Below are 26,869 nucleotides of genomic sequence, written 5' to 3' on the forward strand. Positions count from 1 at the left end.
TGCCAAATATCTGGCGTTGACTTTTGGCACGCTGTTGAGTTCTCAAGGAACGGACACTGCCATCGGTATCCCTCTCGGGAATCCCTCCGGGTGTTTCTTCCGTTTCGGTGCCTCCACTTTAACGGATTCTCCTGCTGGAGCCTAATCGGCTCCGTGGGTTCCGCTTCGCCACATGGCAAACGGCCCCGTACGGGAATCGTGGTGAGTGGAGTGGTGCCTCTAGCCGGGCACCTCTACATGACCTCAAGGATCATGCAACTGGAGTGCGCCGCTCACTAGCGACTCGATCAACACTACGACCCCGATGCCGGGACGTCAAGTCGGTCCTTGCTCCTTCTGGGGCGGTGGGGACGGTAGGGGCTCACCGTGGGGTCGGAGGCGATCCAGAACCGCCAGGGGTGCTCCGCGCCGTCGCCGCCGACTCCGGTCCGTGGACCGGTCCGCACTCCCCGTTCGTCCACCGGGGCGCCGTGGCGGATGCTCAGCGCGGCCCCCGGGTCGCCGTCGCAGACGTCAGTGCCGTTCAGCGAGCCGTCGATGTCCAGGGCGGTGGCCAGCCGGGCCGGCCCCCTCGCCAGCTCGGTGTCCCGGCGGGCGCTCGGCCGCCGCGGGCGGCAGAGCTCGGCACCGCGCACCACCTCACCGGCCCGCAGCAGCACACCGCTCGCCTGGCCGGGCGGGCCGCAGACCAGGTTCAGGCAGTGCCACATGCCGTAGGTGAAGTAGACGTAGGCGTGTCCCGGCGGGCCGAACATCACGGCGTTGCGCCCGGTCCGGCCGCGATACGCGTGGGAGCCGGGGTCCTGCTCGCCGGCGTAGGCCTCGACCTCGGTGAGGCGCAGCTCGACGGGGCCCAGCGGCGTGTTGCGGACCAGGATCCGGCCCAGCAGATCGGGCGCCACCTCCAGGACCGGGCGCTCGAAGAAGACGCGCGGCAGTCTGCGGTCCGCCTCCGGCCGGCCGCCGGAGGCGCTGCGGGGATCGTTCATGGCCCGCCCCACGGTACCGGGGCCGGCAGTCGGTGCGGACCGGCGGTGGCGGACGTCACTAGGCTGTCGGCCGCGATCCATCCCATCCCCGATGAGGAGGTTCTGAGATGGCCGATTCGGCCAGGCCCCCGCTTCCGCACGACTTCCATCCCCCGGTGCCGGCCTTCACCGTGGAGAGCGACGAGGTGACCGGCGGTATGCCGCTCAGGGAAGACCAGGTGTTCGCCAAGGGCAATGTCTCCCCTCAGCTCCGCTGGAGCGGCTTTCCGGACGGAACCCGCAGCTTCGCGGTGAGCTGCTTCGATCCGGACGCACCGACCGGCAGCGGATTCTGGCACTGGTCGGTGTTCGACATCCCGGCCACGGTGACCGAGCTGCCGCGCGACGCGGGGCGGGCGGACGGTTCCGGGCTTCCGGCAGGCGCGGTGCAGGTCAGGAACGACTACGGGACCGCCGGGTTCGGCGGCGCCGCCCCGCCGCCGGGGGACGGGCCGCACCGTTATGTGTTCACGGTGTATGCGGTGGACACCGAGAAGCTCGGTCCGGGGGCGGACGCCACGCCCGCCGTGGTGGGCTTCCACCTCCGCTTCCACACCCTGGGGCGGGCACAGCTCATCGGTGTCCATGAGGAGCCGGCGCAGGGCTGAGGCGTCTGGCCCGGCCCGGGATCTCCCCGGTCCTTCCCGCTCTCCGTGTCGCCTCCCCCTGCCGGGCGGTGCGGGCTGACCCGTTCCCCGCTGTTCGGCGGGGCGGCACGGAAATTGCATTGTTCCTCCTGTCGGGCGTCGGCAGAGTTGGAGGCAACCCGCCGCCGGGGCGGGAGGCGATGCGGAGGTGGGAGGGTGCGGCAGACACTCGTGCTCAATGCCGGATACGAGCCGTTGTCCACGGTCACGCTGCGGCGCGCGGTCGTGCTGGTGATGCAGGAGAAGGCGGTCGTGGAGCAGGAGCATCCGGGACTGCAGCTGCGGTCGGCGGCGATGGAGCTGCCGGTGCCGCGGGTGATCAGACTCCGGCGGTATGTCCGGGTGCCGTTCCGACAACGCGTTCCCTGGTCGCGGCGGGGTGTGCTGGTACGTGACCGGCACCGTTGCGTCTACTGCGGGCGCCGGGCGACCACGGTGGACCATGTGGTGCCGCGCTCGCGCGGGGGCACGGACACCTGGCTGAACACGGTCGCCGCGTGCGCGGACGACAACCGCCGGAAGGCGGACCGGACGCCGGCGCAGGCGGGCATGCGGCTGCTGCGGGAGCCGTACGAGCCGTCCCCGGCGCATGCGCTGCTGCTGGCGCTGGATCCGCGGGAGGACGAGGCGCCGCTGACCTCCTGGCTGTCGCAGCCGCGGTCGCTGTCGCTGCCGCTGGCGGCCTGAGCGGGCGGGGCCGCATACGGAAGGGCTCCGGCCGGACACGGTGTCCGGCCGGAGCCCTTCCGTATGCCGCGCCGGTGGCGCCGCGGCTCGGATCAGTCGATGCGGGGCTGTTCGCGCAGCGGCTGCTTGGCCAGCCGGCCGGCGACCGAGCCGGTGGTCCCGGCGCCGCCGCCCGGGCCGGCCGGGCCGCCGGCGCCGCCGTTGTCGGCGAGCCTGCCGATGCCGCCGCCGAGTCCCTTGAGGGCCTCGCCGATCTCGCTGGGCACGATCCAGAGCTTGTTGGAGTCGCCCTCGGCGATCTTCGGCAGCATCTGGACGTACTGGTAGGCCAGCAGCTTCTGGTCGGCGTCGCCGGCGTGAATGGCCTCGAAGACGGTGCGGATCGCCTGGGCCTCGCCCTCGGCCCGCAGCGCGGAGGCGCGGGCGTCACCTTCGGCCCGCAGGATCTCGGCCTGCTTGGCGCCCTCCGCCTCCAGGATCTGGGACTGCCGGACACCTTCGGCCTGGAGGATGGCGGCACGCTTGTCCCGGTCGGCGCGCATCTGCTTCTCCATCGAGTCCTGGATGGAGGTGGGCGGCTCGATGGCCTTGAGCTCGACACGGTTGACGCGGATGCCCCACTTGCCGGTCGCCTCGTCCAGCACGCCGCGCAGGGCGGCGTTGATCTCCTCGCGGGAGGTCAGGGTGCGCTCCAGGTCCATGCCGCCGATGATGTTCCGCAGGGTGGTGACGGTGAGCTGCTCGATGGCCTGGATGAAGTTGGAGACCTCGTAGGTGGCGGCCCGGGCGTCGGTGACCTGGTAGTAGATGACCGTGTCGATGTTGACGACCAGGTTGTCCTGGGTGATCACCGGCTGCGGGGGGAAGGGCACGACCTGTTCGCGCAGGTCGATGCGGTTGCGGATGGTGTCGATGAACGGGACGACGATGTTCAGACCGGCGTTGAGTGTGCGGGTGTAACGGCCGAATCGTTCGACGATGGCGGCGCTGGCCTGCTGGATCACCTGAATGGTTTTGACGAGTGCGATGAAAACCAGCACCACCAGGATGACCAGCACGATGATGATGGCATCCATCGTGTAACTCCCCCTGCGCTAGACGGGCTTGACAGTGTTGTACCAGTGATGTCCGAGGTGCGTGCCACTGCCGCCATCACATCACGACGGCTGTTGCGCCGTCGATCTCAACGACGTTGACCTGGCTGCCCGGTTCATAGACTTCGCCGGCGTCCAGCGAGCGGGCCGACCATATCTCGCCGGCCAGCTTGATCTGGCCCCGGGTGCCGTCGACCCGTTCGACGACCACGGCCGAGCGGCCCTTCAGCGCTTCGACTCCACTGGACAGACCGGGGCGTTCGGCACGGGAGCGCCGGGCCACCGGACGGACGGCCGCCACCAGCGCGGTCGAGACCACGGCGAAGACGACCACCTGGATCACCAGACTGTCGGTGACCCCGGAGGCGGCCGCGGCGGCCACCGCACCGATCGCGATCATGCCGAGTTCCGGCATGGCGGTCATGACGAGTGCGATTGCGAGTCCTCCGGCGGCGATGAGCCACCACACCCAGAAGTCCACATGACCATGGTAGGGCGCGGAACACGGCCGGAACAGTGCCTGTGACGGTGCGCGATGTCCGCCGGTCGGGGCGGCCGGCGCGGCCGGGCCGCGGCCGGGGCGTCAGGTCAGCGGCAGGCCGTGTGCGGTCCAGCGGTCCTCGCTGCGCTCGACGACCAGCGGCAGGCCGAAGCAGCGCGAGAGGTTGGCGGAGGTGAGGACCTCCTCCAGCGGCCCGGCGGCCAGCACCTTGCCCTGGCGGATCAGCAGCAGGTGGGTGAAGCCGGGGGCGATCTCCTCGACATGGTGGGTGACCATCACCATCGAGGGCGCGTACGGGTCGCGGGCCAGCCGGCCGAGGCGGCGGACCAGGTCCTCCCGGCCCCCGAGGTCCAGCCCGGCGGCCGGCTCGTCCAGCAGCAGGAGTTCGGGGTCGGTCATCAGGGCGCGGGCGATCTGGGTGCGCTTGCGCTCGCCCTCGGAGAGCAGGCCGAAGTGCTGGTCGAGCAGGTTGGTCATGCCGAGCCGGTCGAGGAAGGCGCGGGCGCGGGCCTCGTCCACCGGGTCATAGCTCTCGTGCCAGCCGGCGGTCATGCCGTAGGCGGCGGTGAGCACGGTCTGGAGCACGGTCTGGCGGCGCGGCAGCCGTTCGGCGAGGGCGCTGCCTGCCATGCCGATGCGCGGCCGGAGTTCGAAGACGTCCACGCCGCCGAGCTTCTCGCCGAGGATCTGGACGGTGCCGGTGGTGGGGAAGAGATAGCTGGAGGCGATGTTCAGCAGGGTGGTCTTGCCGGCACCGTTGGGGCCGAGGATCACCCAGCGCTCGCCCTCCGCGACCGACCAGGACACCTGCTCCACCAGAGCGTGCCCGCCGCGGATCACGGATACGTCCACCAGCTCCAGTACATCGCTCATGCCTGTGGTCTCTCTCCCATTGCGGCCGTGGTCGGGGGGTGCGGCGTGGTACGCGGCGCTCCGGGACAACGCTACGCCACCCGGCCGCCGGTACGGAGGTCAGGCCGCCGGCAGCGGTCCGGATCCGCCACGCTGCCGGCCCGGCTCCGTAAGGTAGGGCGCATGCTGGAGGAACCACGAGCGGGCCGGCTGGCGGCATGGGGCAATGCCCTGCTGGCGGGACTGGTGTCACCGGACGAGGCGGCGGCGCGCGCGGTGGGCCCGGATGCCGTGCACCGGGTGGCGGGGCTGCCCGGCGAGGACGGGCAGGTGGGGCTGACGCTGGCGCTGGGGCGGCTGCGGGCGATGGGGGTGGCCGGGCTGCGGGTGGCGCTGCCGGTGCCGGGGCATCCGCTGGGGCTGTGCGGGCCGCCGGAGTTCAACGCGGCGGCGCTGGAGGCCGGTGAGGCGGTGCTGGCGCCGGCCGCCGGGGTGGGGCTGGTGCCGGAGGTCGGCTCGGCCGGGCCGGCGGGGGATGTGCTGACCGAGGTGCTGTGGCGGGCCGGTGCGGTGCGGCCGGCGGCACCGGCCGATGTGCCCTCGCTGGGCGAGGCCGAGCGGGAGCTGGCCGAGGCGCTGCGCACGGCCACGGAGGCGCTGAATGCCCGGGATCTGGCCGGGGCGGGTCCGGTGGCGCGGGCCGGGCTGGAGGCGTACCGGTCGCGCATGGAGCGGGGGCGGCAGTTGCTGGCGCCGGGGTATCCGCCGCGTGCGGTGCGGGTGCTGGAGCTGGCGCAGCGGGTGGCGGCCCTGGTGGAGATCGCCGGGGCGGGCGAGCCGGGCAGTGCGGTGAGTGCCGGGGAGATGGCGGTGCGGGAGGAGTTGCTGCGGCCGGTGGAGCGGGCGGCCCGGCGGGCCCGGGTGGCGGCCTACAACTCCTACGCGGAGGAGCTGGAGCGGCAGCGCGGCTGACACCGGCCGACCGGGGAGGCCGGCACGGCGCCCCGCGGGCCTGGCTGGCCCGCGGGGCGCCGGTGACGTCTGGCGTGCGGTGGCGTCAGGCGTTGACGCAGGTGTTGCCGAACGCCGGGTTGAGGAAGGCAATGATGTTGATCGTGTTGCCGCACACGTTGATCGGCAGGTGAATCGGCACCTGGATCACATTGCCGGAGACCAGACCGGGCGAACCGGCGGCCTTGCCGGCGGCCCCGGCGTCGGCGACCGCGGTGCCCGCGGCGGTGCCCAGAGCGGCGCCGGCGGCGGCGAGAACGAGAACAGCCTTCTTGGCGGTGTTCATGAAGGGGATTCCTCCTGGAGAAGCGGTACTACGGTGCGGCTCCGGGGGCCGGAGTCACACCTTCATCAACTCCCCGGATGGCGCGAACGGCACGGTCGACACGGAGAGGTACCGCGAATGGGTCACGGGATTGCGCCGAACGGGGCCGTGCCCCGCCCGGAACGGCTCAGTGGGCCTTGGTGCCGCCGTGGTGGTCGCCCGCGGCGTTGAGGCAGAAATTGCCGAAGGTCGGGTTCAGAAGGCCGATGATGTCGACCGTGTTGCCGCACAGGTTGACCGGGATGTGGATCGGCACCTGGACGACATTGCCCGACAGCACGCCGGGGGAACCGACGGCGGCCCCGTGGGCCCCCGCGCCGCCGTGGGCCGCCGCGGCGCCCGCACCGACGGCGACGATGCTGCCGGCGGCCATGGTGACCGCTGCGGCCTTCTTCAGGTTCTTCACTTGGCTGACCCTCCTTGCGTCCGCCGCGGCGGATCACCGCGGCACGCCTGCAAGAACGCGCCAAAGCGGTTCGGGATGCGTTTCGTTGGGCGCTGCCACACGACCGTATGAATCTCTTCGCGGAGATTTCCGGACACTCCGCGGCAAGCTGCGCCCTTTGCCCGTCAGTCCGTGATTCCATGGCGGACCGCCCACAGCGCCGCCTGGGTGCGGTCGGCGAGATCCAGCTTCATCAGGACGTTGGACACATGGGTCTTGACGGTCTTCTCGGAGAGCACCAGGGCGCGGGCGATCTCCCGGTTGGAGCGTCCGCGGGCGATCAGCGCCAGCACTTCGCGCTCCCGGTCGGTGAGGGCCGGGCCGCGCGTTCCGGCGGGGGTCTCGTGGGCCAGCAGGGCCTCGGCCACATCGGCCTGGAGCAGCACATGACCGGCGTGCACCGAACGGATGGCGCAGGCCAGGGCGTCGGGATCGATGTCCTTGTGGACATAGCCGCGGGCGCCGGCCCGCAGCGCGGGGACCACGGTGCGCTGTTCGGTGAAGCTGGTGACGATCAGCACCCGGGCCGGATGCTGCTGGCGGCCCAGGGTGCGCAGGGCCTCCACACCGTCGCTGCCGGGCATCCGGACGTCCATCAGGATGACGTCGGGCCGCAGTTCCCCGGCGCGGCCGACCGCCTCGGCGCCGTCGGCGGCCTCGCCGACCACCTCGATGTCGTCCTGGATCTCCAGGAAGGTGCGCAGGCCGCGCCGGACGACCTGGTGGTCGTCGACGAGCAGCACGCGGATGACGTCAGCCACCGGGGACCTCCATTTCCACCACGGTGCCCTTGCCGGGCGCCGATTCCACGGTCAGGGCGCCGCCGACGCCGATGGCCCGCTCCCGCATGGAGACCAGGCCGAGGTGGCGGCCGGCCCGGCGCACCGCTTCGGGGTCGAAGCCCGATCCGTCGTCGGCGACCCGCAGCAGGGCGCCCATGCCGCGCCGGTCCAGGGTGATGGCCACCCGGGCCGGGCGGGCGTGGCGCAGCGCGTTGTGCACGGCCTCCTGGGCGACCCGGAGCAGGGCGTCCTCCTGGTCGGCGGGCAGGGCCCGGGGCTCGTCGCAGACGAAGGTGACGGTGGCCGGGTGGGCGCGGTCCAGGACCCGGGCCTGGGCGCGCAGGGTGGCCACCAGGCCGTCCTCCTCCAGGGCGGCGGGGCGCAGTTCCACGACCGCGGCGCGGAGTTCCTCGGCGGCCTCGGCGGCCAGCCGGGTGACCTGGAGGAGTTCCGTCCGGGCCCGCTCGGGGTCGCGGGAGATCAGGGCGGTGGCGGCCTGCGCGGTGAGCCGGAGGGAGAACAGTTTCTGGGCGACGGCGTCGTGCAGTTCGTGGGCGAGCCGGGCGCGTTCCCGGGCGATGGTGAGTTCCCGGCCGCGTTCGTAGAGGCGGGCGTTGGTCAGGGCGATGGCGGCGTGCTCGGCCAGCAGCCGGACCAGGTCCTCGTCGTCGTCGGTGAAGGTGCAGCGCCCGCCGGTGCGCGGGGTGCCCGGCGGGCACTTCTTGTTGGCCAGGAAGAGGGCGCCGAGGACCTCGTCCCCGTCGGCGATGGGGACGCCCAGGAAGTCGGACATCTCGGGGTGGGCGGCGGGCCAGCCCTCGAAGCGGGGGTCGGCGCGGACGTCGTCGAGGCGTTCGGGGGTGGCGCCCTGCAGCATGGCGGCCAGGATGCCGTGCTGGCGGGGCAGCGGGCCGATGGCCTGCCACTGGCGGTCGCTGATGCCGTCCACGATGAACTGGGCGAAGCCGCCGTTGCCGTCGGGGACGCCGAGCGCGGCGTAGCGGGCGCCGGCCAGGTCGCGGGCGGAGCTGACGATGGTCTGCAGCACGCCGCGGACCTCGCGGGTGCGGTTCATGGCGAGCAGGGCCGCGCTGATCGCCGCCAGGCCGGTTCTGGGCTCCATGGCACCGACGCTACCGGGGCGGCGGGGTGCTGCGGATCGGGCGGTGGACGCGGCGGGCCGGGCCGGGGGGCGTAGGGCCGCGGACGCAGGCCGGGGCGGTGACGGTGGGCGGCGGGTCGGTGGCGCCCGGTGCGCGGGCGCGGCGCGGCCTGTGATGCCGCCCACAGGACCGAGGTCCCGCCACTACCGGGGCTAGCAGGGGGCGGGTGCGGATCGGCCGTGGCGGAGCGCCCTCGGGACGGTCCCGGTCCTTTGTCGGGGCCACTACCGGCGCTCGTAATAAGGGGCTTTGCCCTGGTATTTCCGGCCCGCTAAGAATGGTCCGCGTCGCCGATCGAAGGCCGGAGAAGCCGGCCGGAAGCAGAGGTTCGCCTGATGCCCGATTCGAACACCTCGACCCGTGCCCGCATCGTCCGCACCCGTCGCGCGCTCGCCGCAGGCGCGGTTGCGGTGGCCGCGGCCGGGGTGGGCGTGCTGGGGCTGGCCGACAACGCGTCGGCCGCCACCGCGGAGAGCACCAACAAGGACATCGCCCGCGAGGTCGTGGACGACGCGGCACAGTTCGCGTGCTTCGACAAGATCGTGGAGCACGAGAGCGGCTGGGACCACACCGCGACCAACCCCTCCAGCGGCGCCTACGGGCTGGTGCAGGCGCTGCCGGCCTCCAAGATGGACTCGGCCGGCTCGGACTGGCGCACCAACCCGGAGACCCAGATCGAGTGGGGTCTGGACTACATGAACGAGCGCTACGGCAGCCCGTGCGAGGCGTGGGACTTCTGGCAGGCGAACAACTGGTACTGAGCCGCCGCCCGTGCGGCGGGCGCGCCCCCGAACGGCCGTGGCGCCGGCACCCCGGAGGGAGGGTGCCGGCGCCACGGCGCCTCTGGGTCCGTCGCCGGTGTGTTTCCCGGCCGCGGGCGGTCAGGCCCGCATCACCTCGGGCTCGTGGCGGCGCAGGAACTTCATCACCAGGAAGCCGCAGAGCACGGCCAGTACCAGCAGCATGGCCACGTCCAGCAGCCAGACCTCGGGCGCGTGGTCCCACAGCCGGTCGGGGTTGCCGGTCTGGGCCTTCCGGGAGAGCGTGTTGAGGTCGGCGGTGGCGCCGGTGCCGGCCAGGGCCCAGCGGGACGGCATCAGCCAGGCGATCTGCTCCACCCCGAGGCTGCCGTGCACATCGAAGAGCACCCCGGTGAAGACGAGCTGGACCACGGAGATCATCACCAGCAGCGGCATGGTCATCTCCGAGGTGCGCACCAGCGAGGAGATGGTCAGGCCGAGCATCATGGAGGTCAGGCCGAGCGTCATGATCACGATGGTCATCTCGACGCCGGGCGAGTTGGTGAGGATCACGCCCTCGGCGGGCATCTTGTCGCCGCGGCGGGCGAAGCCGATCACGCACAGCAGCATGCCCTGGAGCATGGTGACCAGGCCGAGGACCACGACCTTCGACATGAGATAGGCCGAGCGGGAGAGTCCCACCGCCCGTTCCCGCTCGTAGATCACGCGTTCCTTGATCAGCTCCCGGACGGAGTTGGCCGCTCCGGAGAAGCACATGCCGACCACCAGGATCAGCAGGATGATGCCGGCGTCGCCGTTGACCTGGGCTCTGTCCAGCGGGCCGTAGCCGAGACCGAAGTCGGCGGGCACCAGGGTGGAGACCAGGCCGAGCACGACGGGCAGGGCCAGGGTGAGGCCGAGGAAGCCCTTGTCGGCGGCGATGACCGCGAAGTAGCGGCGGACCAGGGTCCACACCTGGGCCCCCCAGGTCTGCTGCTTCTGCTGGCCCGCCTGCGGCATCTGCGGGTATGCGGGCTGGGCCTGCACGGCGTCGATGTCCGCGGCGTACATCTGGAAGTGCTGGGAGCCGCGCCAGCGGCCCATCCAGTCGTAGTCGCGGTAGTTCTCGAAGGCGGAGAAGACATCCGCCCAGGTGTCGTAGCCGAAGAAGTTCAGCGCCTCGTCCGGCGGGCCGAAGTAGGCCACGCCGCCGCCCGGGGCCATCACCAGCACCCGGTCGCACAGGCCCAGCTCGGCCACCGAGTGGGTGACCACCAGTACCGTGCGGCCGTCGTCGGCCAGGCCGCGCAGCAGCTGCATGACGTCCCGGTCCATGCCCGGGTCCAGGCCGGAGGTGGGCTCGTCCAGGAAGATCAGGGACGGCTTGGTGAGCAGTTCCAGGGCGACCGAGACGCGCTTGCGCTGGCCGCCGGAGAGCTGGTTGATGCGCTTGGTGGCGTGCGGGGCGAGCTTGAGCTCGGCCAGCACCTCCTCCACCCTGGCGTTGCGCTCGGCGGGGGCGACGTCGCCGGGGAAGCGGAGCTCGGCGGCGAGCCGCAGCGCCTGCCGGACCGGCAGCGCGGTGTGCAGGATGTCGTCCTGCGGCACCAGGCCGATGCGGTTCCGCAGCTCGGCGAAGTGGGTGTAGAGGTTGCGGTGGTCGTAGAGCACCTCGCCGTGGGTGGCCGGGCGGTAGCCGGTCAGCGCGCGCAGCAGGGTGGACTTGCCGGAGCCGGACGGGCCGATGACGCCGATCAGCGACTTCTCCGGGACCCCGAAGGAGACGTCGTTGAGGATGGTCAGCTTGCCGTCGTTGACCTTGACGGTGAGGTGGCGGGCGGCGAAGGAGACCTCGCCGGTGTCGACGAACTCCTCGAGCTGGTTGCCGACGATCCGGAAGGTGGAGTGGCCGACACCGACGGTGTCGTTCGGGCCGAGCAGCTTGCGGCCGTTCTTGGGCAGCGGCTGGCCGTTGACAAAGGTGCCGTTGTGGCTGCCGAGGTCGTTGATCTCGAAACGGCCGTCCGGGGTGGCCGAGAACTGCGCGTGGTAACGCGAGACCTGGAGGTCGGAGACGACCAGGTCGTTGTCCAGGGCGCGGCCGATCTTGGTGATCCGGCCGACCTGGAGCTGGTGGAAGGTGGTGGCGCTGCGCCCGCCGGGCCCGGCTCCGTGGTCGGGGGCGGGCATGCCGCCGTGCGGCGGGGGGCCGGCGGGCGGGGCCGCCTGCGGCTGGCCGGCCATGGCCGGCTGCTGGTGGTACTGCTGCTGGTGCGGGATGGCGGGTCCGCCGCAGACGATCGCCGGCCCGTCGGTGGCGTTGCCCAGATGGATGACCGTGCCGGGGGCGAGCTGCAACTGCTGGATGCGCTGCCCCTGGACGTATGTCCCGTTGGTGCTGCCGTGGTCCTCCACGATCCAGCCCTGGCCGCCCCAGCGCACCGTGGCGTGCCGCCAGGAGACGCGGGAGTCCTGCAACGCCACATCGCCCTGTGGGTCGCGCCCCAGCGTGTACGACCGGGTGGGGTCGTCCAACGTCCAGGTCTGTCCGTTCAGTTCCAAAACGAGTTCCGGCACTCCATGCCCCAAATGTTGTCCCCCGAGGGACCCCTTCGGCGGGGTCCGGGGATGAGTGAACGTCGGTCGGAACTATTCCAGGCCAGGGCGGTTCGCGGGAACCCGCCCCCCGGATGTCACGTACCTGGTGCAGACTGTCGTCCGCTCTGTGACGTTGGTCGCACGGCGGTACCGGGTCGGCCGCGCCGCATTCCCGCCCGATGCGGGGTTGTGCGCACCGTTCAGGCCGTCGTCATGTCCGGGAGCCGGACAGGCAAGCGACCTGTTGTCGGTGGCAGCTACCGTGGAAGACACCATGATCCCAAATTCCGACCGGTCCTCCTCCTCCGCCGCCGGCGCGGGGACGGACCCGCTCGCACCGCAGGGCCTGTACAGCACGGAACGCCCGGCGGCGGTGCCGGCCGACGAGGTTCCCACGCTGCTGGTCAAGATCTTCGGCAAGGACCGGCCGGGCATCACCGCCGGACTGTTCGACACGCTGGCCGGCTATGCGGTGGAGGTGGTGGATCTGGAGCAGGTGGTCACCCGCGGCCGGATCACCCTGTGCGCGCTGATCACCACTCCGGCCGGGTCCGCGGGTTCCGAGGGCGGGCTGCGGGCGACCGTGCACTCCTGGGCGGAGTCGATGCGGCTCCAGGCCGAGATCATCTCCGGGGTCGGCGACAACCGTCCGCGGGGCGCGGGCCGTTCGCATGTCACGGTGCTGGGCCATCCGCTGACCGCCGAGGCCACCGCCGCCATCGCGGCCCGGATCACCGGCGTGGACGGCAATATCGACCGCATCCACCGGCTGGCCAAGTACCCGGTGACGGCGGTGGAGTTCGATGTCTCCGGGGTGGCCACCGAGGTGCTGCGCACCGAGCTGGCGGTGGAGGCGGCGCAGCGCGAGGTGGATGTGGCGGTGGTCTCCGCCGGACTGCAGCGCCGGGCCCAGCGGCTGGTGATCATGGATGTGGACTCGACCCTGATCCAGGACGAGGTCATCGAGCTGTTCGCGGCGCACGCCGGCTGCGAGGACAAGGTGGCCGAGGTGACCGCCGCGGCCATGCGCGGCGAGCTGGACTTCGAGGAGTCGCTGCACGCCCGGGTGGCGCTGCTGGCCGGTCTGGACGCCTCCGTGGTGGACAAGGTGCGCTCCGAGGTGCGGCTCACCCCGGGGGCGCGCACCCTGGTGCGGACCCTGAAACGGCTGGGCTACCAGGTCGGCGTGGTGTCCGGGGGCTTCACCCAGGTGACGGACGCGCTGCGGGAGGCGCTGGGGCTGGACTTCGCCGCGGCCAACACCCTGGAGGTGGCGGACGGCAGGTTCACCGGGCGGGTGACCGGCGAGGTGGTGGACCGGGCCGGCAAGGCCCGGCTGCTGCGGCGGTTCGCGGCGGAGGCCGGGGTGCCGCTGGCCCAGACGGTGGCAATCGGCGACGGCGCCAACGATCTGGACATGCTGAACACGGCCGGTCTGGGCGTCGCCTTCAATGCCAAGCCGCTGGTGCGGCGGGCCGCGCACACCGCGGTGAATGTGCCGTTCCTGGACGCGGTGCTCTATCTGCTGGGGATCACCCGGGAAGAGGTGGAGGCGGCCGACGCGGAGCCGCCGGCCGGCGAGGGCTCCCGGTAGTCCCGGCAGCGGACCGCCGCACGCCCGGCGGGCGGGTGCGGGGCGCCCGGCGGTCCGGCGGGTCGGGCAGTCGGTGGTGCGTCGGGCGGTCAGTCGTGCGGTGCCCAGTAGGCGGTCAGCCTGGCCACGCCGTGCTCCACCGTCTTCCAGCCGCCGGTGAGGGAGAGAACGGCGATGGCGGCGGTGGGGTAGCCGCTGCGGGTCATCCGCTCCAGGGTGTCGCCCTCGGCCGCCGCGGCGAGGGCGTCGGCCAGCGCGTGCATGCCGGGGTTGTGGCCGACCAGCATCAGGGCGCGGACCGCGTCGTCGGTGCCGTTGATGATCGCGATGAGCTCGCCGAGGGAGGCCTCGTAGAGCTTCTCCTCGTAGACGGTCTTGGGCCGCTGCTCCAGGGCGGGGGCGACCAGCTTCCAGGTCTCGCGGGTGCGCCGGGCCGTGGAGCAGAGCGTGAGCTCCGGGGTGATCCCGGCGCCCGCCAGCCAGACACCCGCGGCAGCCGCCTCCCTGCGGCCCCGTTCGGCCAGCGGGCGGTCGTGATCGGAGACCTGTGGCCAGTCGGCCTTGGCGTGTCGGAGAAGGACGATCCTGCGGGGAACATCGACGCTCATGTGCCCCAGCTTCGCATGAAATACGGGGCCGGTGCCCGGGGGCCGGAAAGCTGCCCCCGGCATCCGGCCGGCGGCCGGAGAATCCGCGCCGCGCTCCCCCTCATGGCCGGTTCACAGCCCGCTCAGCACGATCCGGATCTGGGTCAGCAGGAGCTGCGGCAGCGGCCCGGCGGGCTCGGCCGCCGCGGCCTCGCCGCCGCAGGCGAGCAGCATCAGCAGCGCCGCGAAGGCGGAGGCGGGCAGCACAACGGCCCACCACGGCAGCCGGCTCCCGGCCGCCGGGCCGGGGACGCGCCGCCCGGTTGCGACGGCAGAGGGGATGTGGGCCGACATGGGGCTCGCCTCCGTTCGGGACCGCTTGCGCGGATGAGCGCTTCCGCCGCGCCCGGCTGCTTCTTCCGATGGTGTAAACGCTACGGAGGCGGCGGTCCGGTTCCCATCCGGTGAGCCACCCAGTCCCCCCTGAACCTGTCCCCCTAAGGGATGGTGGGGCTAGCCCCACCATGGCCAACCCCGGTGTCCGCCGGGCGCCTTGGCGGGGCCGGTGACCGGCGTGCGGGCCCGCGGGAGGCCGGCGGTCTCAGCCCTCGTCCTCGATGACGCGGTCCCGGCCGGCCAGGATGCCCGCGCCGATCTGGGCGACGGTCAGGGCGAGCACCATCAGCAGCGGCACGGTCCAGCCGCCGGTGCTCTCCTGGAGCACGCCCATCAGCAGCGGGCCGGGCAGCGAGAGCAGATAGCCGGTGCTCTGCGCGAAGGCGGACAGCCGGGTGACCCCGGCGGCGGTCCGGGCACGCATCCCGATCATGGTGAGCGCCACCGGGAAGGCGCTCATGGCGACGCCCAGCAGCACCGCCCAGAGCCAGGCACCGGCCGCGGGGGCGAGCAGCAGGCCCGTATAGCCCGCGACGCCGCACAGGCCGAGCACGGCCACCAGCGGGCCCTGATGGCGCATCCGGGCGGCGATCCGGGGCAGCACCAGGCCGAGCGGCACGCCCATGCCCATGATCACGGCGAGCAGCACCCCGGCGGTCGCGGCCGGCACCCCCGCGTCCCGGTAGATCTGCGGCAGCCAGCCCATGGCGATGTAGGCGCCGGTGGACTGGAAGCCGAAGAAGACCGCGAGCAGCCAGGCGGTGGCGGACCGGGACATCGGGGGCACGGCCGGGCCGGTCCGGTCCGGCGCCGCGGCGGCGGGCACCGGCCGCCGGCCGCCGCCGGCGGCGGTGCGGTCGCGCAGCAGTACCGCCGTCCAGAGCAGCACGGCGGCCAGCGCGGGCACCGTCCACATGCCCAGCCCGGTGCGCCAGCCGCCGCCGAGCGCGCCGGTGAGCGGCACGGTGACGGCGGCGGCGCCGGCCGTGCCCAGGGCCAGGGCCATGGAGTACAGGCCGGTCATGGCGCCGATCCGGTCCGGGAAGTACCGGGCCACGAGTACCGGCATCAGCACATTGGTGACCGCGATGCCGGCCAGGGCCAGGGCGGTGGTGGCCAGGAAGACGCCGGTGGAGCCGGCCAGGGCGCGCAGCCCGGTGCCGGCGGCGATGGCCGCCATGCCGGCCAGCACCACGGCAGCCGGGCCGTGGCGGCGGGCCAGCCGGGGCGCGGTGCTGCCGAAGACCGCGAAGCAGAGCGCCGGGGCCGAGGTGAGGAGTCCGGCGACCGCGCCGCTCAGGTGCAGGCCGTCCCGGATCTCCGCCAGCAGCGGGCCCAGGCCGGAGATGGCCGGCCGCAGATTGAGCGCGGCCAGCACCAGCCCGGTGGCGACCAGCGGCAGCAGCGCCGCCCGGGTCCCGCCCCGCGGCGCGGGACGGCGCGCGGCGGCCGGTTCCGCCGGCCGCCGCGGCCCCCGGGGGGTCTCGGGAAGGGAAGCGCCATTGCTCGTCAGTGCCATGCCGACATCATAGAATGATGGGATGATTGCACGGAGGGCGCCCTTGGGTGCGGGGCGCTGTCATACTGCTGGGTCACACCGGGCCCCCGCGCTCCTGCGCCCCTGTGCCCTTGGGCCCGTGACTCCGCGCAGTCATGACACCGCGCAGTCATGACACCGCGCACCCGTGACGCCGCGCATGTCGCACCGCCGATGCCGCCGGTGCCGTCCGTGCCCGGTCCGGCCAGACCCCGGGGGGAATCCATGCCTCTTTCCTCGCCGCGCCGTTCGGCCCTCGCCGACCAGGTGATCGCCGCGCTGCGCGAGCAGATCGCCTCCGGCGAATGGCCGGTGGGCTCGCGCATCCCGACCGAACCGGAGCTGGTCGAGCAGCTCGGGGTGGCCCGCAACACCGTCCGGGAGGCCATCCGGGCGCTGGCGCACAACGGGCTGCTGGACATCCGGCAGGGCTCGGGCACGTTCGTGCTGGCCACCAGCGAGCTGGCCGGCGTGATGCACCGCCGGTTCGCGGACGCCGACCCGCGCGATGTGGCCGAGCTGCGCTCCACCCTGGAGGCGACGGCCGCCAGGCTGGCCGCGCGGCGCCGGACCGAACAGGAGATGACGCAGCTCGACACGCTGCTGGCCCGGCGCGAGGCCGCCTGGGACAGCGGCCGGGTGGACACCTTCGTGGAGGCGGACGCCACCTTCCACATGGCGGTGATGCGGGCCTCCCACAACGAGGTGCTGACCGCGCTCTACGCCGATCTGGGCACCGTGCTGCGCACCTTCCTGCGCCATGACGTGGGCGAGGAGCTGCGGCCCGAGGACCATCTGGACCACGGCCGGCTGGTGGCGGCGATCCGCGCCGGGGACGCCGAGACCGCGGCGGCCGAGGCGGGCTCGTACGCCATGGGCTGCCGGGCCTTCTCCACCGGCTGAGCGGGAACGGCCGGACGGCGCGGCCCGCCGGCCCCTGCCCACGGGGCCGGCGGGCCGCGCCGTCCGGCAGGTCCGGCCCGCGCCCGGCTCAGGCGCCCATCATGTGGACGCCGCCGTCCACATGGACGATCTCGCCGGTGGTCTTGGGGAACCAGTCGGACAGCAGGGCGCACACCCCGCGGGCGGCCGGCTCCGGATCGGTGAGGTCCCAGCCGATCGGGGCCCGGCCGTTCCACACGTCCGCCAGCTCCTCGAAGCCGGGGATCGACTTGGCGGCCATGGACTTGAGCGGCCCGGCCGAGACCAGGTTGACCCGGACGTTCTTCGCCCCCAGGTCACGCGCGAGATAGCGGGAGGTGGACTCCAGCGCGGCCTTGGCCACCCCCATCCAGTCGTACTTGGGCCAGGCCACCTGGGCGTCGAAGTCCAGGCCGACCACCGAGCCGCCGCGCGGCTCCAGCAGCGGCAGCAGCGCCATGGTCAGCGACTTCAGGGAGTAGGCCGAGACCTCCACGGCGGTGGCGACCGACTCCCACGGGGTGTTGAGGAAGTTGCCGCCGAGGGCGTCCTGCGGGGCGAAGCCGATGGAGTGCACCACGCCGTCCAGGGAGGCGTCCGCGCCGAGATGGCCGCGCACCGCGTCGGCCAGCCCGGCCAGATGCTCCTGGTTCTGCACGTCCAGCTCGATCACCGGCGCCTCCTTGGGCAGCCGGCGGGCGATCCGCTGCACCAGAGAGAGCCGGCCGAAGCCGGTCAGCACGACCTCGGCGCCCTCCTCCTGGCACAGCCTCGCCACATGGAAGGCGATGGAGGCGTCGGTCAGCACACCGGTGACCAGGATCCGCTTGCCTGCGAGAAGTCCGCTCATGCTCAGTGACCCATGCCCAATCCGCCGTCAACCGGGATGACGGCACCGGTGATGTACGCGGCCTCCTCGGAGGCCAGGAAGCGCACCGCGGCGGCGATCTCCTCGGTGCGGCCGTAGCGGCCCAGCGGCACCTGGCCGACGATGGCGGCCCGCTGCTCCTCGCTCAGCGCCCGGGTCATGTCGGTGTCGACAAAGCCGGGGGCGACCACATTGCAGGTGATGGAGCGCGAGCCCAGTTCCCGGGCGAGCGAGCGGGCGAAGCCCACCAGGCCCGCCTTGGACGCCGCGTAGTTGGCCTGGCCGGCCTGGCCGAGCAGCCCCACCACGGAGGAGATCAGCACGATGCGGCCCCGCCGGGCCCGCAGCATGCCCCGGGCGGCGCGCTTGACCACCCGGAAGGTGCCGGTCAGATTGGTGTCCAGGACGGAGGTGAACTCCTCCTCGGACATCCGCAGCAGCAACTGGTCGCGGGTGATCCCGGCGTTGGCGACCAGCACCTGGACCGGGCCCTGCTTCTCCTCGATCTCCTTGTAGGCCTGCTCCACCTGCTCCGGGTCGGTGATGTCGCACCGCACGCCCAGCAGACCCTCGGGCGGTTCTCCGGACCGGCAGGTGATGGCCACATTGTCGCCCGCCTCGGCGAGTGACCGGGCAATGGCCAGGCCGATGCCCCGGTTGCCTCCGGTGACGAGTACCGAGCGGCTCAAGGGATCACCCCATCTCCGAGCTGCGTGAGCTCTGTGTCGGTGTCGTGGTGCCAAGCCCACGCTAGCCGCCGGCGGCCGGCGGCCGGGCAGCGGGGCGTGACAGGGCCACCGACGGTGATTGGTGGGGTTCCTACAGCCGTGCCGTCACAGTCCGGCGCCGTCGACCTCGATCTCGCACCACACCGTCTTGCCGACGTCCCGCTCGGTCACGCCCCATTTTGTGGACAGTGCCTCGACCAGCAGCAGCCCGCGGCCGTGCTCGTCCTCCGAGCCGTCCGGCGGGGAGAGCCGGGGACGCAGTTCGGAGCGGGCGTCCGACACCTCCACCCGCACCACCGCGGAATCGTCCGGGGCGCGGCGCGGCTCCAGGGTCAGCACGAGCTGGAAGTCCCGTCCGGGGATGTGCCCGTGGCGCACCGCGTTGGCGGCAAGCTCCGAGACCAGCAGGGCAACGGTCTGCGAGGCGCTGCTGCTGTACGGGATGCCCCAGTCGTCCAGGCGCTGCACGGAGAGCAACCGGGCCAGCCGCGCACCTCGCCTGGTCGAACTGAACATCATCGCGAACGTCCCGGCCGGAACCGGGAGTTCAACGCGGTGCGGACGGTCGTTCATGAGGAGAGCGTGATCGGCCTGCGGCCATATTGCCAGACCGCCGGGACTACGGTACGGAGTCCGCCCGGTACGGCCGGTGGCGCACAGCAGGTGACGGGCGGGCGGGCCGCAACGCCGCCGCGGACACCAAGTCCCGTGAATATGACGGGCGCAGCTCACCCCGGTCTTGGCCCGGCGCCACGGGTCCGACCAGCGGCGTTGCAATAATGCCCGGGACCCGCCGGGCCGGCGCGGCATGATCGGGGAACGACCGCGCGGACGGCCCGACCCGCCGCCCGCGGCACCCGGGATCGAGGAGACACCTTGGCTTCGTCCACACCCCCAGCAGATCCGCCCGCGGCGACCGCTTCCCCGCCCGCGGCCCCGCGGCCCACCCTTGACGAAACGTTCCTGGAGCTTCCGCTGCGCATGCTGGCGGACGCCGCCCTGGCCCGTGCCGGGGCACTGGGCGCCGAGCACGCGGATTTCCGCCTGGAACGCCTCCGCAGCGGCCACTGGCGGCTGCGCGACGCCCGGCCGGAGGGCAGCGCCGACACCACCGAGACCGGCTACGCGGTGCGGGTGGTGCACGACGGCGCCTGGGGCTTTGCCTCCGGCGTGGACATGACCCCCGACGCCGCGGCCCGGACCGCGGAGCGGGCGGTGGCCATGGCCCGGCTCTCCGCCGAGGTGGCCGCCGCCGCGGGCGGGCACCAGCGGGTGGAGCTGGCTCCGGAACCCGCCTACGGCGAGCAGACCTGGATCTCGTCCTACCGGGTCAGTCCCTTCGAGGTGGCCGAGGCCGAGCGGGTCGCCCTGCTGGCCGACTACAGCGGCCGGCTGCTGGCGGGCGAGGGCGTCGCCCATGTCGACACCACACTGTGGGCGGTGCAGGAGAACAAGTTCTACGCGGACACGGCCGGCACGGTGACCACCCAGCAGCGGGTCCGGGTGGCTCCCGAGCTGACCGCCGTGGCCGTCGATCCGGACAGCGGCCGGTTCGACACCATGCGCACCCTGGCGCCGCCGGCCGGACGCGGCTGGGAATACCTCACCGGTACCGGCTGGGACTGGGACGGCGAACTGGCCCGGATGCCGGAGCTGCTGGCGGAGAAGATGACCGCGCCCTCGGTGCGGCCCGGCCGCTACGACCTGGTCGTCGACCCGTCCAACCTGTGGCTGACCATCCATGAGTCCATCGGGCACGCCACCGAACTGGACCGGGCGCTCGGCTACGAGGCGGCCTTCGCCGGCACCTCCTTCGCCACCTTCGACAAGCTGGGCACCCTGCGGTACGGCTCGCCGGTGATGCAGGTGACCGGTGACCGCACGGTGGAGCACGGGCTGGCCACCGTCGGCTGGGACGACGAGGGGGTGCGCGCCCAGTCCTGGGACCTGATCAGGGACGGAGTGCTGACCGGGTACCAGACGGACCGGAGAATGGCCCGCCTGAAGGGCCTCGGCCGCTCCAACGGCTGCGCCTTCGCCGACTCCCCCGCGCATGTGCCGGTGCAGCGGATGGCCAATGTCTCGCTCCGGCCGGCCCCGGGCGGACCGTCCACCGAGGAACTGATCGCCGGAGTGGAACGCGGCATCTACGTGGTCGGCGACGGTTCCTGGTCAATCGATCAGCAAAGATACAACTTCCAGAAGAAGGGTTACGCAGCAAAACACCCCCTCCGACCTGCGAAGTTGCAGATCGAAGGGGGCGACTGCCAACACATAGCCGACACGGCTCCCGGAGGTTACGCGACCTCCCACTCCTCCTCATCATCCTCGTCGTCCCGGTCCGGCAGCGGGATGGGGATGATCTTCCCGTGCTGGGCCGCGAGATCCTCCTCCAGCTCCTCGCCGAGCTCACCGCCCAGCGCCTCCGCTCCTCGCTGAAACGCACCCCTCACGAAGTGCGCATAGACGAGTTCTGTCGTCCTCGTGGTCCGGTGGCCGAGCCACTGCGCCACTTCCCAAGTCGGGATGCCCGCGTGGATGGCCCGGCAGGTCGGTGTACGGCATTACACACGCCGTCACTTAGCCCCAGCCCTCCACGTGGCATCATGCCAGGTGGAGGCACTTTTCGTTGTTCTGGGGTGCACCGCTCAGGTTGCTCCCGGGGAGGGTGGAGCAGTTGCCGCCTGTGCCCGTTCGTACAGGCCTCTGGCAGCTCGGTGACCCAGGTACGGGCGGAGACTGGCCTTCATGATGGCCACCTTCTCGTCCGCCCGGCCGGAGTTCACGAGCGGGTACTCGTCAAGCACTGACCCCCAGGTGGCGCATGCCTCCTCCAGGAGCCCCACGGCGAGCTGCCGCTCGGCGAGAAAAGCGTTCTGGCGGACGCGGGTTCGGCGGTAAACATCGTCGCGGAGCTGATCGCAGAGCTTGAACGCCGCGACGCTGCCGGGCAGATCGCCCATCTCGTAACGTACTTGCCCCTCGTGGTACGCGAGCGTGGAGGGGTCGTAGCCGCCGAAGCCCGGTCGGCTCTCCGCCTTCTCCAGTGCCACCTCGGCCTCCCGCAGGTAGCGCATCGCGGCCCGTCTATCGCCCATCGCCGCGTAGGCGTGGGCCTGTTGCCCGGCCAGGAAGCCGCGCTTCCTGGGACCGGCGGCGGGGCTCGCAGCGGCGGCGGCATCGGCCAGTCGGAGGGCTTGCGCCGAGTGCCCCAGGTCTACCGCCTGGACCGACATGCCCCGCAGGGTGGTGCAGTAGGTGAGGTGGTCCTCGGCGGCCCCGGCGAGCTCTAGGGCCTTGACGTAGTAGTGCTGAGCGAGGCCATGCAACCCTTCGTCCACGGCCATGTAGCCGATCAGATAACACAGGTCCGCCGTCGCCGCAAGCATGGCCTTGCGGACCTCCAGCGTTGCGGATGCGACCAGGTACGGACCCACGGAACCGATCAGGAATCCGACCGCCATGGGGCGCGCGTGACGCCCACCGAACTCATCATCGAGTCCGCTGATCTTCTGCGTCATCGCGCGGACCACTTCCACCTCGGCCATCCCGACCCTCTGCACGCGGCCGGCTCGCACGGCCTTCGTGCGGCCCACAACATCCGGCCAGTCGGGAATCGACATAGCGACGGAGAACAGACCGGCATTGATCACGCCTCGGCGAGCGATATCGGCGACGCCCAACTCAACCAATCCCTCCACAACGTCCTGACGCCGAGTGTGCGGCGCAACAAGACCTGAGGGGAAGCCGACTTCACTGGAGGTGATGGGGCGTCCGAGCCTTCTCGTCAGTACCTCAAGGATGAAGGGGCGCACCGTCTCGCGGGGAAGGGTGCCCTTCACCCACTGACTCACCGAGGGCTGCGTGTAGTGCAGTGTCATGCCAGCCTGCGCCGCCGCACGATTCACGGCTGACGCTACCTGCGCGTAGGTGAGACCGGCCTCCTCGATCACGCGCGCCAGCGCGTGATTCGGGGTGCGCGTTGCCATGCATGACTCCCGCAACCATCGCTTATGACTTTTATGCCCCGCCCCTGCTCACACGGTACCGCCAACTGGGCACCTGCGGTTGTGTTTAGTGCACACCCGGTAAGCGAGCACGGAGGCACCGATGACGGAAGCCGATCCCCCCATCGGCAAAGTCCCGCCTGACGAGGGACTGACTGACCCTCCCGTCGGGGCTTGGGTGTGGGACACCAAATTCAAGATGGTCGGCATCTTCGTGGGCAGGTCCGGCGAGAACCTGATGGTCCGGCCGCCGAACGGAACCAATGCTTGGCCAGCGCCCCGTAGCGACCTTGAGGTGCTGACCGAGGCGGAGGCGAAGGCGGCCAAGGCGCGCCATGCCGCCGCCCCCGAAGAGGACCCGCTGAGGTGCTGAAAAGGCTGCTCACCCTGGCTGGCAAATTCGCTGGCCCCGCCCTGGCGCTGACCATCGCGGGCGCCTGCGGGATCACGGTCTGGCTGGCCTGGCTAGGCCGCTCTTGAGCACCGCTCCGACCGGAGGGGCTACCAACCACAACTCCGGCCGGAGCGGGATCGCCTCCGCTCACGAGGTGGTGGCGATGCGTACACCCGATCACGAATGCACGAGAGGGAGCGTACTCCACATGGCCAACAAGGTCCGAGACGGCAACTCCCGGGTCACGGCCCGGGGCGACGTTCGGGATGACAGCCCGGACACCGACGCACCCACCCCCAAGCCTGAGAACCCCGACTGCGGTGGGGGCGACGGCTGCGGCCGCAAGTAACCACCCCATTTCCACCCCCTAACAGGCACCCCGGCCAAGTGCTCCACTACCTCGGCCGGGGTGCCACCCCGAAGGACACCCCCGCACCATGCCCCATCACCACGCGTACCAATGGACGGGCCCGGCAACGTCCCTGAGCCGAAACGGCCCGCGCCGACCGGCGGAACCACCGCTGCCGCCCACTCACAAGGCCGTGTTCGACAGTTCTGAGGTTCCACCGCTGGAACTGGCCCACTGGCTTCTCCGCCCGCCGAACCAGATCCGGGCGACCTTCCACGGCCAGGATGAGGGAGCCGATTGGATGCGGGCCCGGTTCCTGGAGCACGTTCCACTTCTCGACCCCCCTTGGCCGGAGGACCACACACCCACCAGATTGGGAGACCTTCACACCAGTGCAGTTCGCGCACTGGCCTCCGGCCACGATGTGACCTGGGGCTACTACCTGACGGGGCAGCGCTTCTTCCATGCCTCCCTCATCGGGTGCCCGAATCAGTTTCGCCCAGTCCTTCCGTGTCCCCTCAACCTGGCGACCGCACCGGACGGGGGCGAGTGACCGTGGGAGCCACCCGGACCTTCCGGTTCACCAACGTGCGGATGGCCGTTGATGCCGAACCGGACAGCGAAGGCATGCTGTACGCCTTGGAGTGCTGTGTCTGCGGGAAGCGCAGCCCGCTGGCGGAGTCCCCGGGCCCGGCCGAGGAATGGGCTCCCAGGCACTTCGCAGCCAACCCGGAGCATCACACGTATCGGGCGCTGGAGAGCACGCCCATGAAGATCACCTTCGAATCCGCAGCGGACCAGCTCCAGGCCGTTCCCTAGACCCCCGCCCCCAGTGCGCTGTTGTTCCCCCATGGCGCGCGCTGGGGGCGGGCTCCAGCTCCGCCCACGGGCAATGCCCCAGCCCGTGAGCGGACCAGGTCCGTCCGGCAATCCTCCACGCCGCGACGGGCCGGCCCCGCCCGCCACTCAGTCCGCACACACCCGGCGGGCGGGGCCATCGCACTGCAACATCACAGGCCCCTGAGTAGGAGGCACCTTGCCCAAGAACAGCGAGCCCGACGACGCGACCGATGAGGACCGGGAAGCATTCGGCGATGCGCTGGCCCTGGGGGCACTCGCGGAACTCCGCAGCGGCGCCGAAGCGTCGGGCAACGCTGCGGCGCTGAAGGCCGCCGACGAGGCCATGAACAACATCGCCGGACGACACTAGAAGGGGTAGCCCTCTAGCTCGGCCCCATCAAGCCCCGTCCGCGTGCGCTCGCCGCGCCTCCGCGCGGACGGTCCCGGCCCCGCCTGCCAACTGCCATCACCCCGCAGGCGGGGCCACCAAAGCGGCAGCGCTCCCGATCGGACCAGCCTTCGGGAGGGTCAGACGTGGCCCATTCCGACCTGCCGAGGTCGGCCCTCGCCCCGGTCCAGCGCTGCCAGCTTCGCCCTGTATGGCAGGCCAGGAGGATGGTGGAACGGTTTGCCGACAGGACGAAGCGCCCGCGGGGAGGTCGATCGCGTGGGGTGTTTCCCCTCCCCGAGGATGGCCCCGGTCGCTCGTGAGCCCGCGAGCGGCTGGGGCCGCTTGGCGCACACGAGAGGGGAGAAAGGAATGTTCGAGGACTTCCCGCCGGCCGAGCGCGCCCGCCTGCTGGGGCTCGCCGTCCGAGGAGACGCTGCCGCCGATGCGGAGCCCAGCGAAGAACTCAGCGAATCGCACCCCGACAACCCGGACAGGCCAGTCGGCTCCAGTGACTCAGAGACGGGCGGGATATAGCGAGGACGGCGAGGGGCGGTCGAGAGGACCGTGCCCTCGCCGCTCCCGTCGCTTGTGCGGTGTAGGCGCCATACCGGCCCCCTTCGACTGCCGACACATAGCCGACACCACTCCCGGTGAAGTCCGGTTTCATCCGGTATGAACCGGGGTCTCAGGAGAAGGCTGAATGACCTCTGACCTGCGAAGATGCAGCTAGGGCCTTCGTGTTCCATTTACTTCCAGTTCACCGGGCAGCGGTTCTTCCTGATCGAGCACGGCAGGCTGGCCGGCCAGCTCCGGGATGTCGCCTACCAGGCGACCACCACCGACTTCTGGAACGCCGTGGAGGCCGTGGGCGGGGAGCGGACCTATGTACTGGGCGGCTCCTTCATGTGCGGCAAGGCACAGCCCGGCCAGACGGCGGCGGTCTCGCACGGCTGCCCCTCGGCGCTGTTCCGCGGCATCAGCATTCTCAACACCGAGCAGGAAGCGGCCCGCGCGTGACCAGTGAACCGAATCCTCCCCGCACCGAAAGCGGCCCGGCCCTCACCGGAACGGCCGCCTTGACCAAGCCGCACGAGATCGCCGAGCGCGCCCTGGAGCTGTCCCGGGCGGACGGCACGGTGGTGATCGCCGAGGAGCGCACCTCCGCCAATCTGCGCTGGGCGGCCAACGCCCTGACCACCAACGGCACCACCGAGGGCCGCACGCTGACCGTGATCGCCCTGGTGGACGGCGCCGAGGGCACCGCCTCCGGCGTGGTGAGCCGGTCCGCGGTGACCGCCGGTGAGCTCGAGCCGCTGGTCCGGGCGGCGGAAGCGGCGGCCCGCGGCTCGGGCCCGGCCGAGGACGCCCGTCCGCTGATCACCGGCACCGCCCCGGACCCCGGGTTCACCGAGCCGCCGGCCCGCACCTCGCCGCAGGTCTTCGCGGAGCTCGCCCCCGCCCTGGGCGAGTGCTTCGCCCGTGCCCGGGACGCGGACCACCTGCTGTACGGCTTTGCCGTCCACGAGATGGCCACCACATACTGCCCGCCGGACGGTACGAGACCCTGCTGCCGCCGGCCTCCGTGGCCGACCTGCTGATCTACCTGTACTGGTCCTCGGACGCCCGCAGGGCCGCGGACGGCCGGACGGTGTTCTCCGCGCCGGGCGGCGGCACCCGGGTCGGCGAGCGGCTGTCGCAGCTGCCGCACACGCTGTACAGCGATCCCGCCGCGCCCGGGCTGGAGTGCGCGCCGTTCGCCGTGGTGCACTCCTCCACCGATCCGTGGACCCCGGCGGTGTCGGTCTTCGACAACGGGCTGCCGCGCAGCCGCACGGAGTGGATCAGCGGGGGCGTGCTGAACCGGCTGCCCACCTCCCGGCACACCGCCGAGGTCACCGGGCTGCCGCCCTCCCCGCTCACCGACAACCTGGTGCTGGACTCCGGCGGCACCCGCTCGCTGGAGGAGATGGTGGCCGCCACCGGACGCGGGCTGCTGCTCACCTCCACCTGGTACATCCGGGAGGTGGACCCGAAGAACCTGCTGCTCACCGGCCTCACCCGGGACGGGGTGTATCTGGTGGAGAACGGCGAGATCACCGGCGCGGTGAACAATTTCCGGTTCAACGAGTCGCCGGTCGGCATGCTCTCCCGGGCCACCGAGGCCGGCCGCACCGAGCGCTGCTACTCGCGCGAGTGGGGCGACTACTTCCCGCGGGTGGCCATGCCCCCGCTGCGGGTGCCCGACTTCCACATGAGCTCGGTCGCCCCCGGCGTCTGAGCGCCGCCCGTGGTTCCCGGCCCCGGCCGGGAAGCCCCGGCCGGGAACCACGGGACCGGCCCCGGGCCATAGAATCGGGGGTTGTTCGCACCGCAAGCCTTCCCT

Annotated in this window: 26 protein-coding genes and 2 pseudogenes; 12 read left to right on the forward strand and 16 right to left on the reverse strand. The window is 71.9% G+C overall.

Annotated elements, in window-relative coordinates:
• Positions 1–293 precede the first annotated feature (293 nt).
• Positions 294–989 (reverse strand): DNA-3-methyladenine glycosylase, encoded by a 696-nt coding sequence (locus BM242_RS12680; RefSeq protein WP_093838909.1) that lies wholly within the window; start codon positions 987–989, stop codon positions 294–296.
• Positions 990–1,096: 107 nt separating this feature from the next.
• Here BM242_RS12680 and BM242_RS12685 point away from each other — a divergent pair, with 107 nt between their 5' ends.
• Both BM242_RS12685 and BM242_RS12690 read left to right on the forward strand, forming a co-directional pair.
• Positions 1,097–1,636, forward strand: a complete 540-nt coding sequence (locus BM242_RS12685) for a YbhB/YbcL family Raf kinase inhibitor-like protein (protein ID WP_093838910.1) — start codon at positions 1,097–1,099, stop codon at positions 1,634–1,636.
• A gap of 195 nt (positions 1,637–1,831) precedes the next feature.
• The gene (locus BM242_RS12690; RefSeq protein ID WP_093838911.1) at positions 1,832–2,362 is read left to right on the forward strand and encodes an HNH endonuclease; all 531 of its coding nucleotides are present in this window, start codon (positions 1,832–1,834) and stop codon (positions 2,360–2,362) included.
• A gap of 92 nt (positions 2,363–2,454) precedes the next feature.
• Here the strand turns inward: BM242_RS12690 and BM242_RS12695 are convergent, their stop codons facing one another.
• The 3 genes from BM242_RS12695 to BM242_RS12705 form a co-directional block, all read right to left on the reverse strand.
• Positions 2,455–3,438 (reverse strand): SPFH domain-containing protein, encoded by a 984-nt coding sequence (locus BM242_RS12695; RefSeq protein ID WP_093838912.1) that lies wholly within the window; start codon positions 3,436–3,438, stop codon positions 2,455–2,457.
• Positions 3,439–3,514: 76 nt separating this feature from the next.
• Positions 3,515–3,880 (reverse strand): NfeD family protein, encoded by a 366-nt coding sequence (locus BM242_RS12700; protein WP_175541405.1) that lies wholly within the window; start codon positions 3,878–3,880, stop codon positions 3,515–3,517.
• 159 nt (positions 3,881–4,039) lie between these two features.
• Entirely contained in the window at positions 4,040–4,831 is a 792-nt protein-coding gene (locus tag BM242_RS12705) for an ABC transporter ATP-binding protein (protein ID WP_093838914.1), read from the reverse strand.
• A gap of 162 nt (positions 4,832–4,993) precedes the next feature.
• On the opposite strand from BM242_RS12705, the gene BM242_RS12710 reads away from it, so the two are divergent.
• On the forward strand, positions 4,994–5,782 hold the full coding sequence (locus BM242_RS12710) for a hypothetical protein (RefSeq protein WP_093838915.1): 789 nt from the start codon (positions 4,994–4,996) through the stop codon (positions 5,780–5,782).
• Between the two features lie 85 nt (positions 5,783–5,867).
• Here the strand turns inward: BM242_RS12710 and BM242_RS12715 are convergent, their stop codons facing one another.
• From BM242_RS12715 to BM242_RS12730, 4 genes are all read right to left on the reverse strand, one after another.
• On the reverse strand, positions 5,868–6,107 hold the full coding sequence (locus BM242_RS12715) for a chaplin (RefSeq protein WP_093838916.1): 240 nt from the start codon (positions 6,105–6,107) through the stop codon (positions 5,868–5,870).
• Positions 6,108–6,273: 166 nt separating this feature from the next.
• On the reverse strand, positions 6,274–6,552 hold the full coding sequence (locus BM242_RS12720; RefSeq protein WP_093838917.1) for a chaplin: 279 nt from the start codon (positions 6,550–6,552) through the stop codon (positions 6,274–6,276).
• 164 nt (positions 6,553–6,716) lie between these two features.
• Positions 6,717–7,352 carry a response regulator gene (locus BM242_RS12725; RefSeq protein ID WP_093838918.1) on the reverse strand — a complete coding sequence of 212 codons (636 nt, stop codon included), beginning with the start codon at positions 7,350–7,352 and terminating at the stop codon, positions 6,717–6,719.
• Positions 7,345–8,496, reverse strand: coding sequence for a GAF domain-containing sensor histidine kinase (locus BM242_RS12730; protein ID WP_093838919.1), 1,152 nt, complete (start codon positions 8,494–8,496; stop codon positions 7,345–7,347). Before BM242_RS12730 ends, BM242_RS12725 begins: the two co-directional genes overlap by 8 nt.
• Positions 8,497–8,871: 375 nt before the next feature.
• On the opposite strand from BM242_RS12730, the gene BM242_RS12735 reads away from it, so the two are divergent.
• On the forward strand, positions 8,872–9,297 hold the full coding sequence (locus BM242_RS12735; RefSeq protein ID WP_093838920.1) for an aggregation-promoting factor C-terminal-like domain-containing protein: 426 nt from the start codon (positions 8,872–8,874) through the stop codon (positions 9,295–9,297).
• A gap of 120 nt (positions 9,298–9,417) precedes the next feature.
• On the opposite strand, the gene BM242_RS12740 is transcribed toward BM242_RS12735, so the two are convergent.
• Positions 9,418–11,853 carry an FHA domain-containing protein gene (locus tag BM242_RS12740; RefSeq protein WP_093838921.1) on the reverse strand — a complete coding sequence of 812 codons (2,436 nt, stop codon included), beginning with the start codon at positions 11,851–11,853 and terminating at the stop codon, positions 9,418–9,420.
• Positions 11,854–12,148: 295 nt separating this feature from the next.
• Between BM242_RS12740 and serB the strand changes: the two genes are divergently transcribed.
• Positions 12,149–13,468, forward strand: a complete 1,320-nt coding sequence (gene serB, locus BM242_RS12745) for a phosphoserine phosphatase SerB (RefSeq protein ID WP_093838922.1) — start codon at positions 12,149–12,151, stop codon at positions 13,466–13,468.
• A gap of 89 nt (positions 13,469–13,557) precedes the next feature.
• On the opposite strand, the gene BM242_RS12750 is transcribed toward serB, so the two are convergent.
• From BM242_RS12750 to BM242_RS12760, 3 genes are all read right to left on the reverse strand, one after another.
• Entirely contained in the window at positions 13,558–14,076 is a 519-nt protein-coding gene (locus tag BM242_RS12750) for a SixA phosphatase family protein (protein WP_093838923.1), read from the reverse strand.
• 111 nt (positions 14,077–14,187) lie between these two features.
• On the reverse strand, positions 14,188–14,409 hold the full coding sequence (locus tag BM242_RS12755; RefSeq protein ID WP_245834025.1) for a hypothetical protein: 222 nt from the start codon (positions 14,407–14,409) through the stop codon (positions 14,188–14,190).
• A gap of 247 nt (positions 14,410–14,656) precedes the next feature.
• Complete coding sequence (locus BM242_RS12760) at positions 14,657–15,970, reverse strand: CynX/NimT family MFS transporter (RefSeq protein WP_093838924.1); 1,314 nt, start codon at positions 15,968–15,970, stop codon at positions 14,657–14,659.
• Between the two features lie 243 nt (positions 15,971–16,213).
• Between BM242_RS12760 and BM242_RS12765 the strand changes: the two genes are divergently transcribed.
• Positions 16,214–16,891: a FadR/GntR family transcriptional regulator gene (locus BM242_RS12765; protein WP_093839110.1), complete on the forward strand. Its 678-nt coding sequence runs from the start codon at positions 16,214–16,216 to the stop codon at positions 16,889–16,891.
• Positions 16,892–16,979: 88 nt separating this feature from the next.
• Here the strand turns inward: BM242_RS12765 and fabI are convergent, their stop codons facing one another.
• The 3 genes from fabI to BM242_RS12780 form a co-directional block, all read right to left on the reverse strand.
• A complete protein-coding gene (gene fabI, locus BM242_RS12770) occupies positions 16,980–17,759 on the reverse strand; it encodes an enoyl-ACP reductase FabI (protein WP_093838925.1) in 780 nt (259 codons plus the stop codon).
• Between the two features lie 2 nt (positions 17,760–17,761).
• Positions 17,762–18,466, reverse strand: coding sequence for a 3-oxoacyl-[acyl-carrier-protein] reductase (gene fabG, locus BM242_RS12775; protein WP_093838926.1), 705 nt, complete (start codon positions 18,464–18,466; stop codon positions 17,762–17,764).
• Between the two features lie 144 nt (positions 18,467–18,610).
• The gene (locus BM242_RS12780) at positions 18,611–19,078 is read right to left on the reverse strand and encodes an ATP-binding protein (RefSeq protein ID WP_245834026.1); all 468 of its coding nucleotides are present in this window, start codon (positions 19,076–19,078) and stop codon (positions 18,611–18,613) included.
• A gap of 408 nt (positions 19,079–19,486) precedes the next feature.
• On the opposite strand from BM242_RS12780, the gene BM242_RS12785 reads away from it, so the two are divergent.
• On the forward strand, positions 19,487–20,944 hold the full coding sequence (locus BM242_RS12785; RefSeq protein ID WP_093838928.1) for a TldD/PmbA family protein: 1,458 nt from the start codon (positions 19,487–19,489) through the stop codon (positions 20,942–20,944).
• Positions 20,945–21,153: 209 nt separating this feature from the next.
• Here BM242_RS12785 and BM242_RS12790 read toward each other — a convergent pair whose 3' ends face one another.
• The gene (locus BM242_RS12790) at positions 21,154–22,494 is read right to left on the reverse strand and encodes an NsdA family TPR-like regulatory protein (protein WP_093838929.1); all 1,341 of its coding nucleotides are present in this window, start codon (positions 22,492–22,494) and stop codon (positions 21,154–21,156) included.
• Between the two features lie 121 nt (positions 22,495–22,615).
• On the opposite strand from BM242_RS12790, the gene BM242_RS12795 reads away from it, so the two are divergent.
• From BM242_RS12795 to BM242_RS12815, 5 genes and pseudogenes are all read left to right on the forward strand, one after another.
• On the forward strand, positions 22,616–22,885 hold the full coding sequence (locus tag BM242_RS12795; RefSeq protein WP_093838930.1) for a hypothetical protein: 270 nt from the start codon (positions 22,616–22,618) through the stop codon (positions 22,883–22,885).
• Positions 22,886–23,810: 925 nt separating this feature from the next.
• Positions 23,811–24,074, forward strand: a complete 264-nt coding sequence (locus BM242_RS12805) for a DUF7848 domain-containing protein (RefSeq protein ID WP_139238327.1) — start codon at positions 23,811–23,813, stop codon at positions 24,072–24,074.
• A gap of 217 nt (positions 24,075–24,291) precedes the next feature.
• Positions 24,292–24,465, forward strand: a complete 174-nt coding sequence (locus BM242_RS29375; protein WP_175541397.1) for a hypothetical protein — start codon at positions 24,292–24,294, stop codon at positions 24,463–24,465.
• Positions 24,466–25,236: 771 nt separating this feature from the next.
• Positions 25,237–25,503, forward strand: a pseudogene (locus tag BM242_RS12810) (metallopeptidase TldD-related protein); the annotation flags it as partial.
• A gap of 59 nt (positions 25,504–25,562) precedes the next feature.
• A pseudogene (locus BM242_RS12815) lies at positions 25,563–26,764 on the forward strand (metallopeptidase TldD-related protein).
• The last annotated feature ends 105 nt before the right edge of the window (positions 26,765–26,869 follow it).

Source organism: Streptomyces aidingensis, assembly GCF_900112355.1.
GTDB classification, from domain to species: domain Bacteria; phylum Actinomycetota; class Actinomycetes; order Streptomycetales; family Streptomycetaceae; genus Streptomyces; species Streptomyces aidingensis.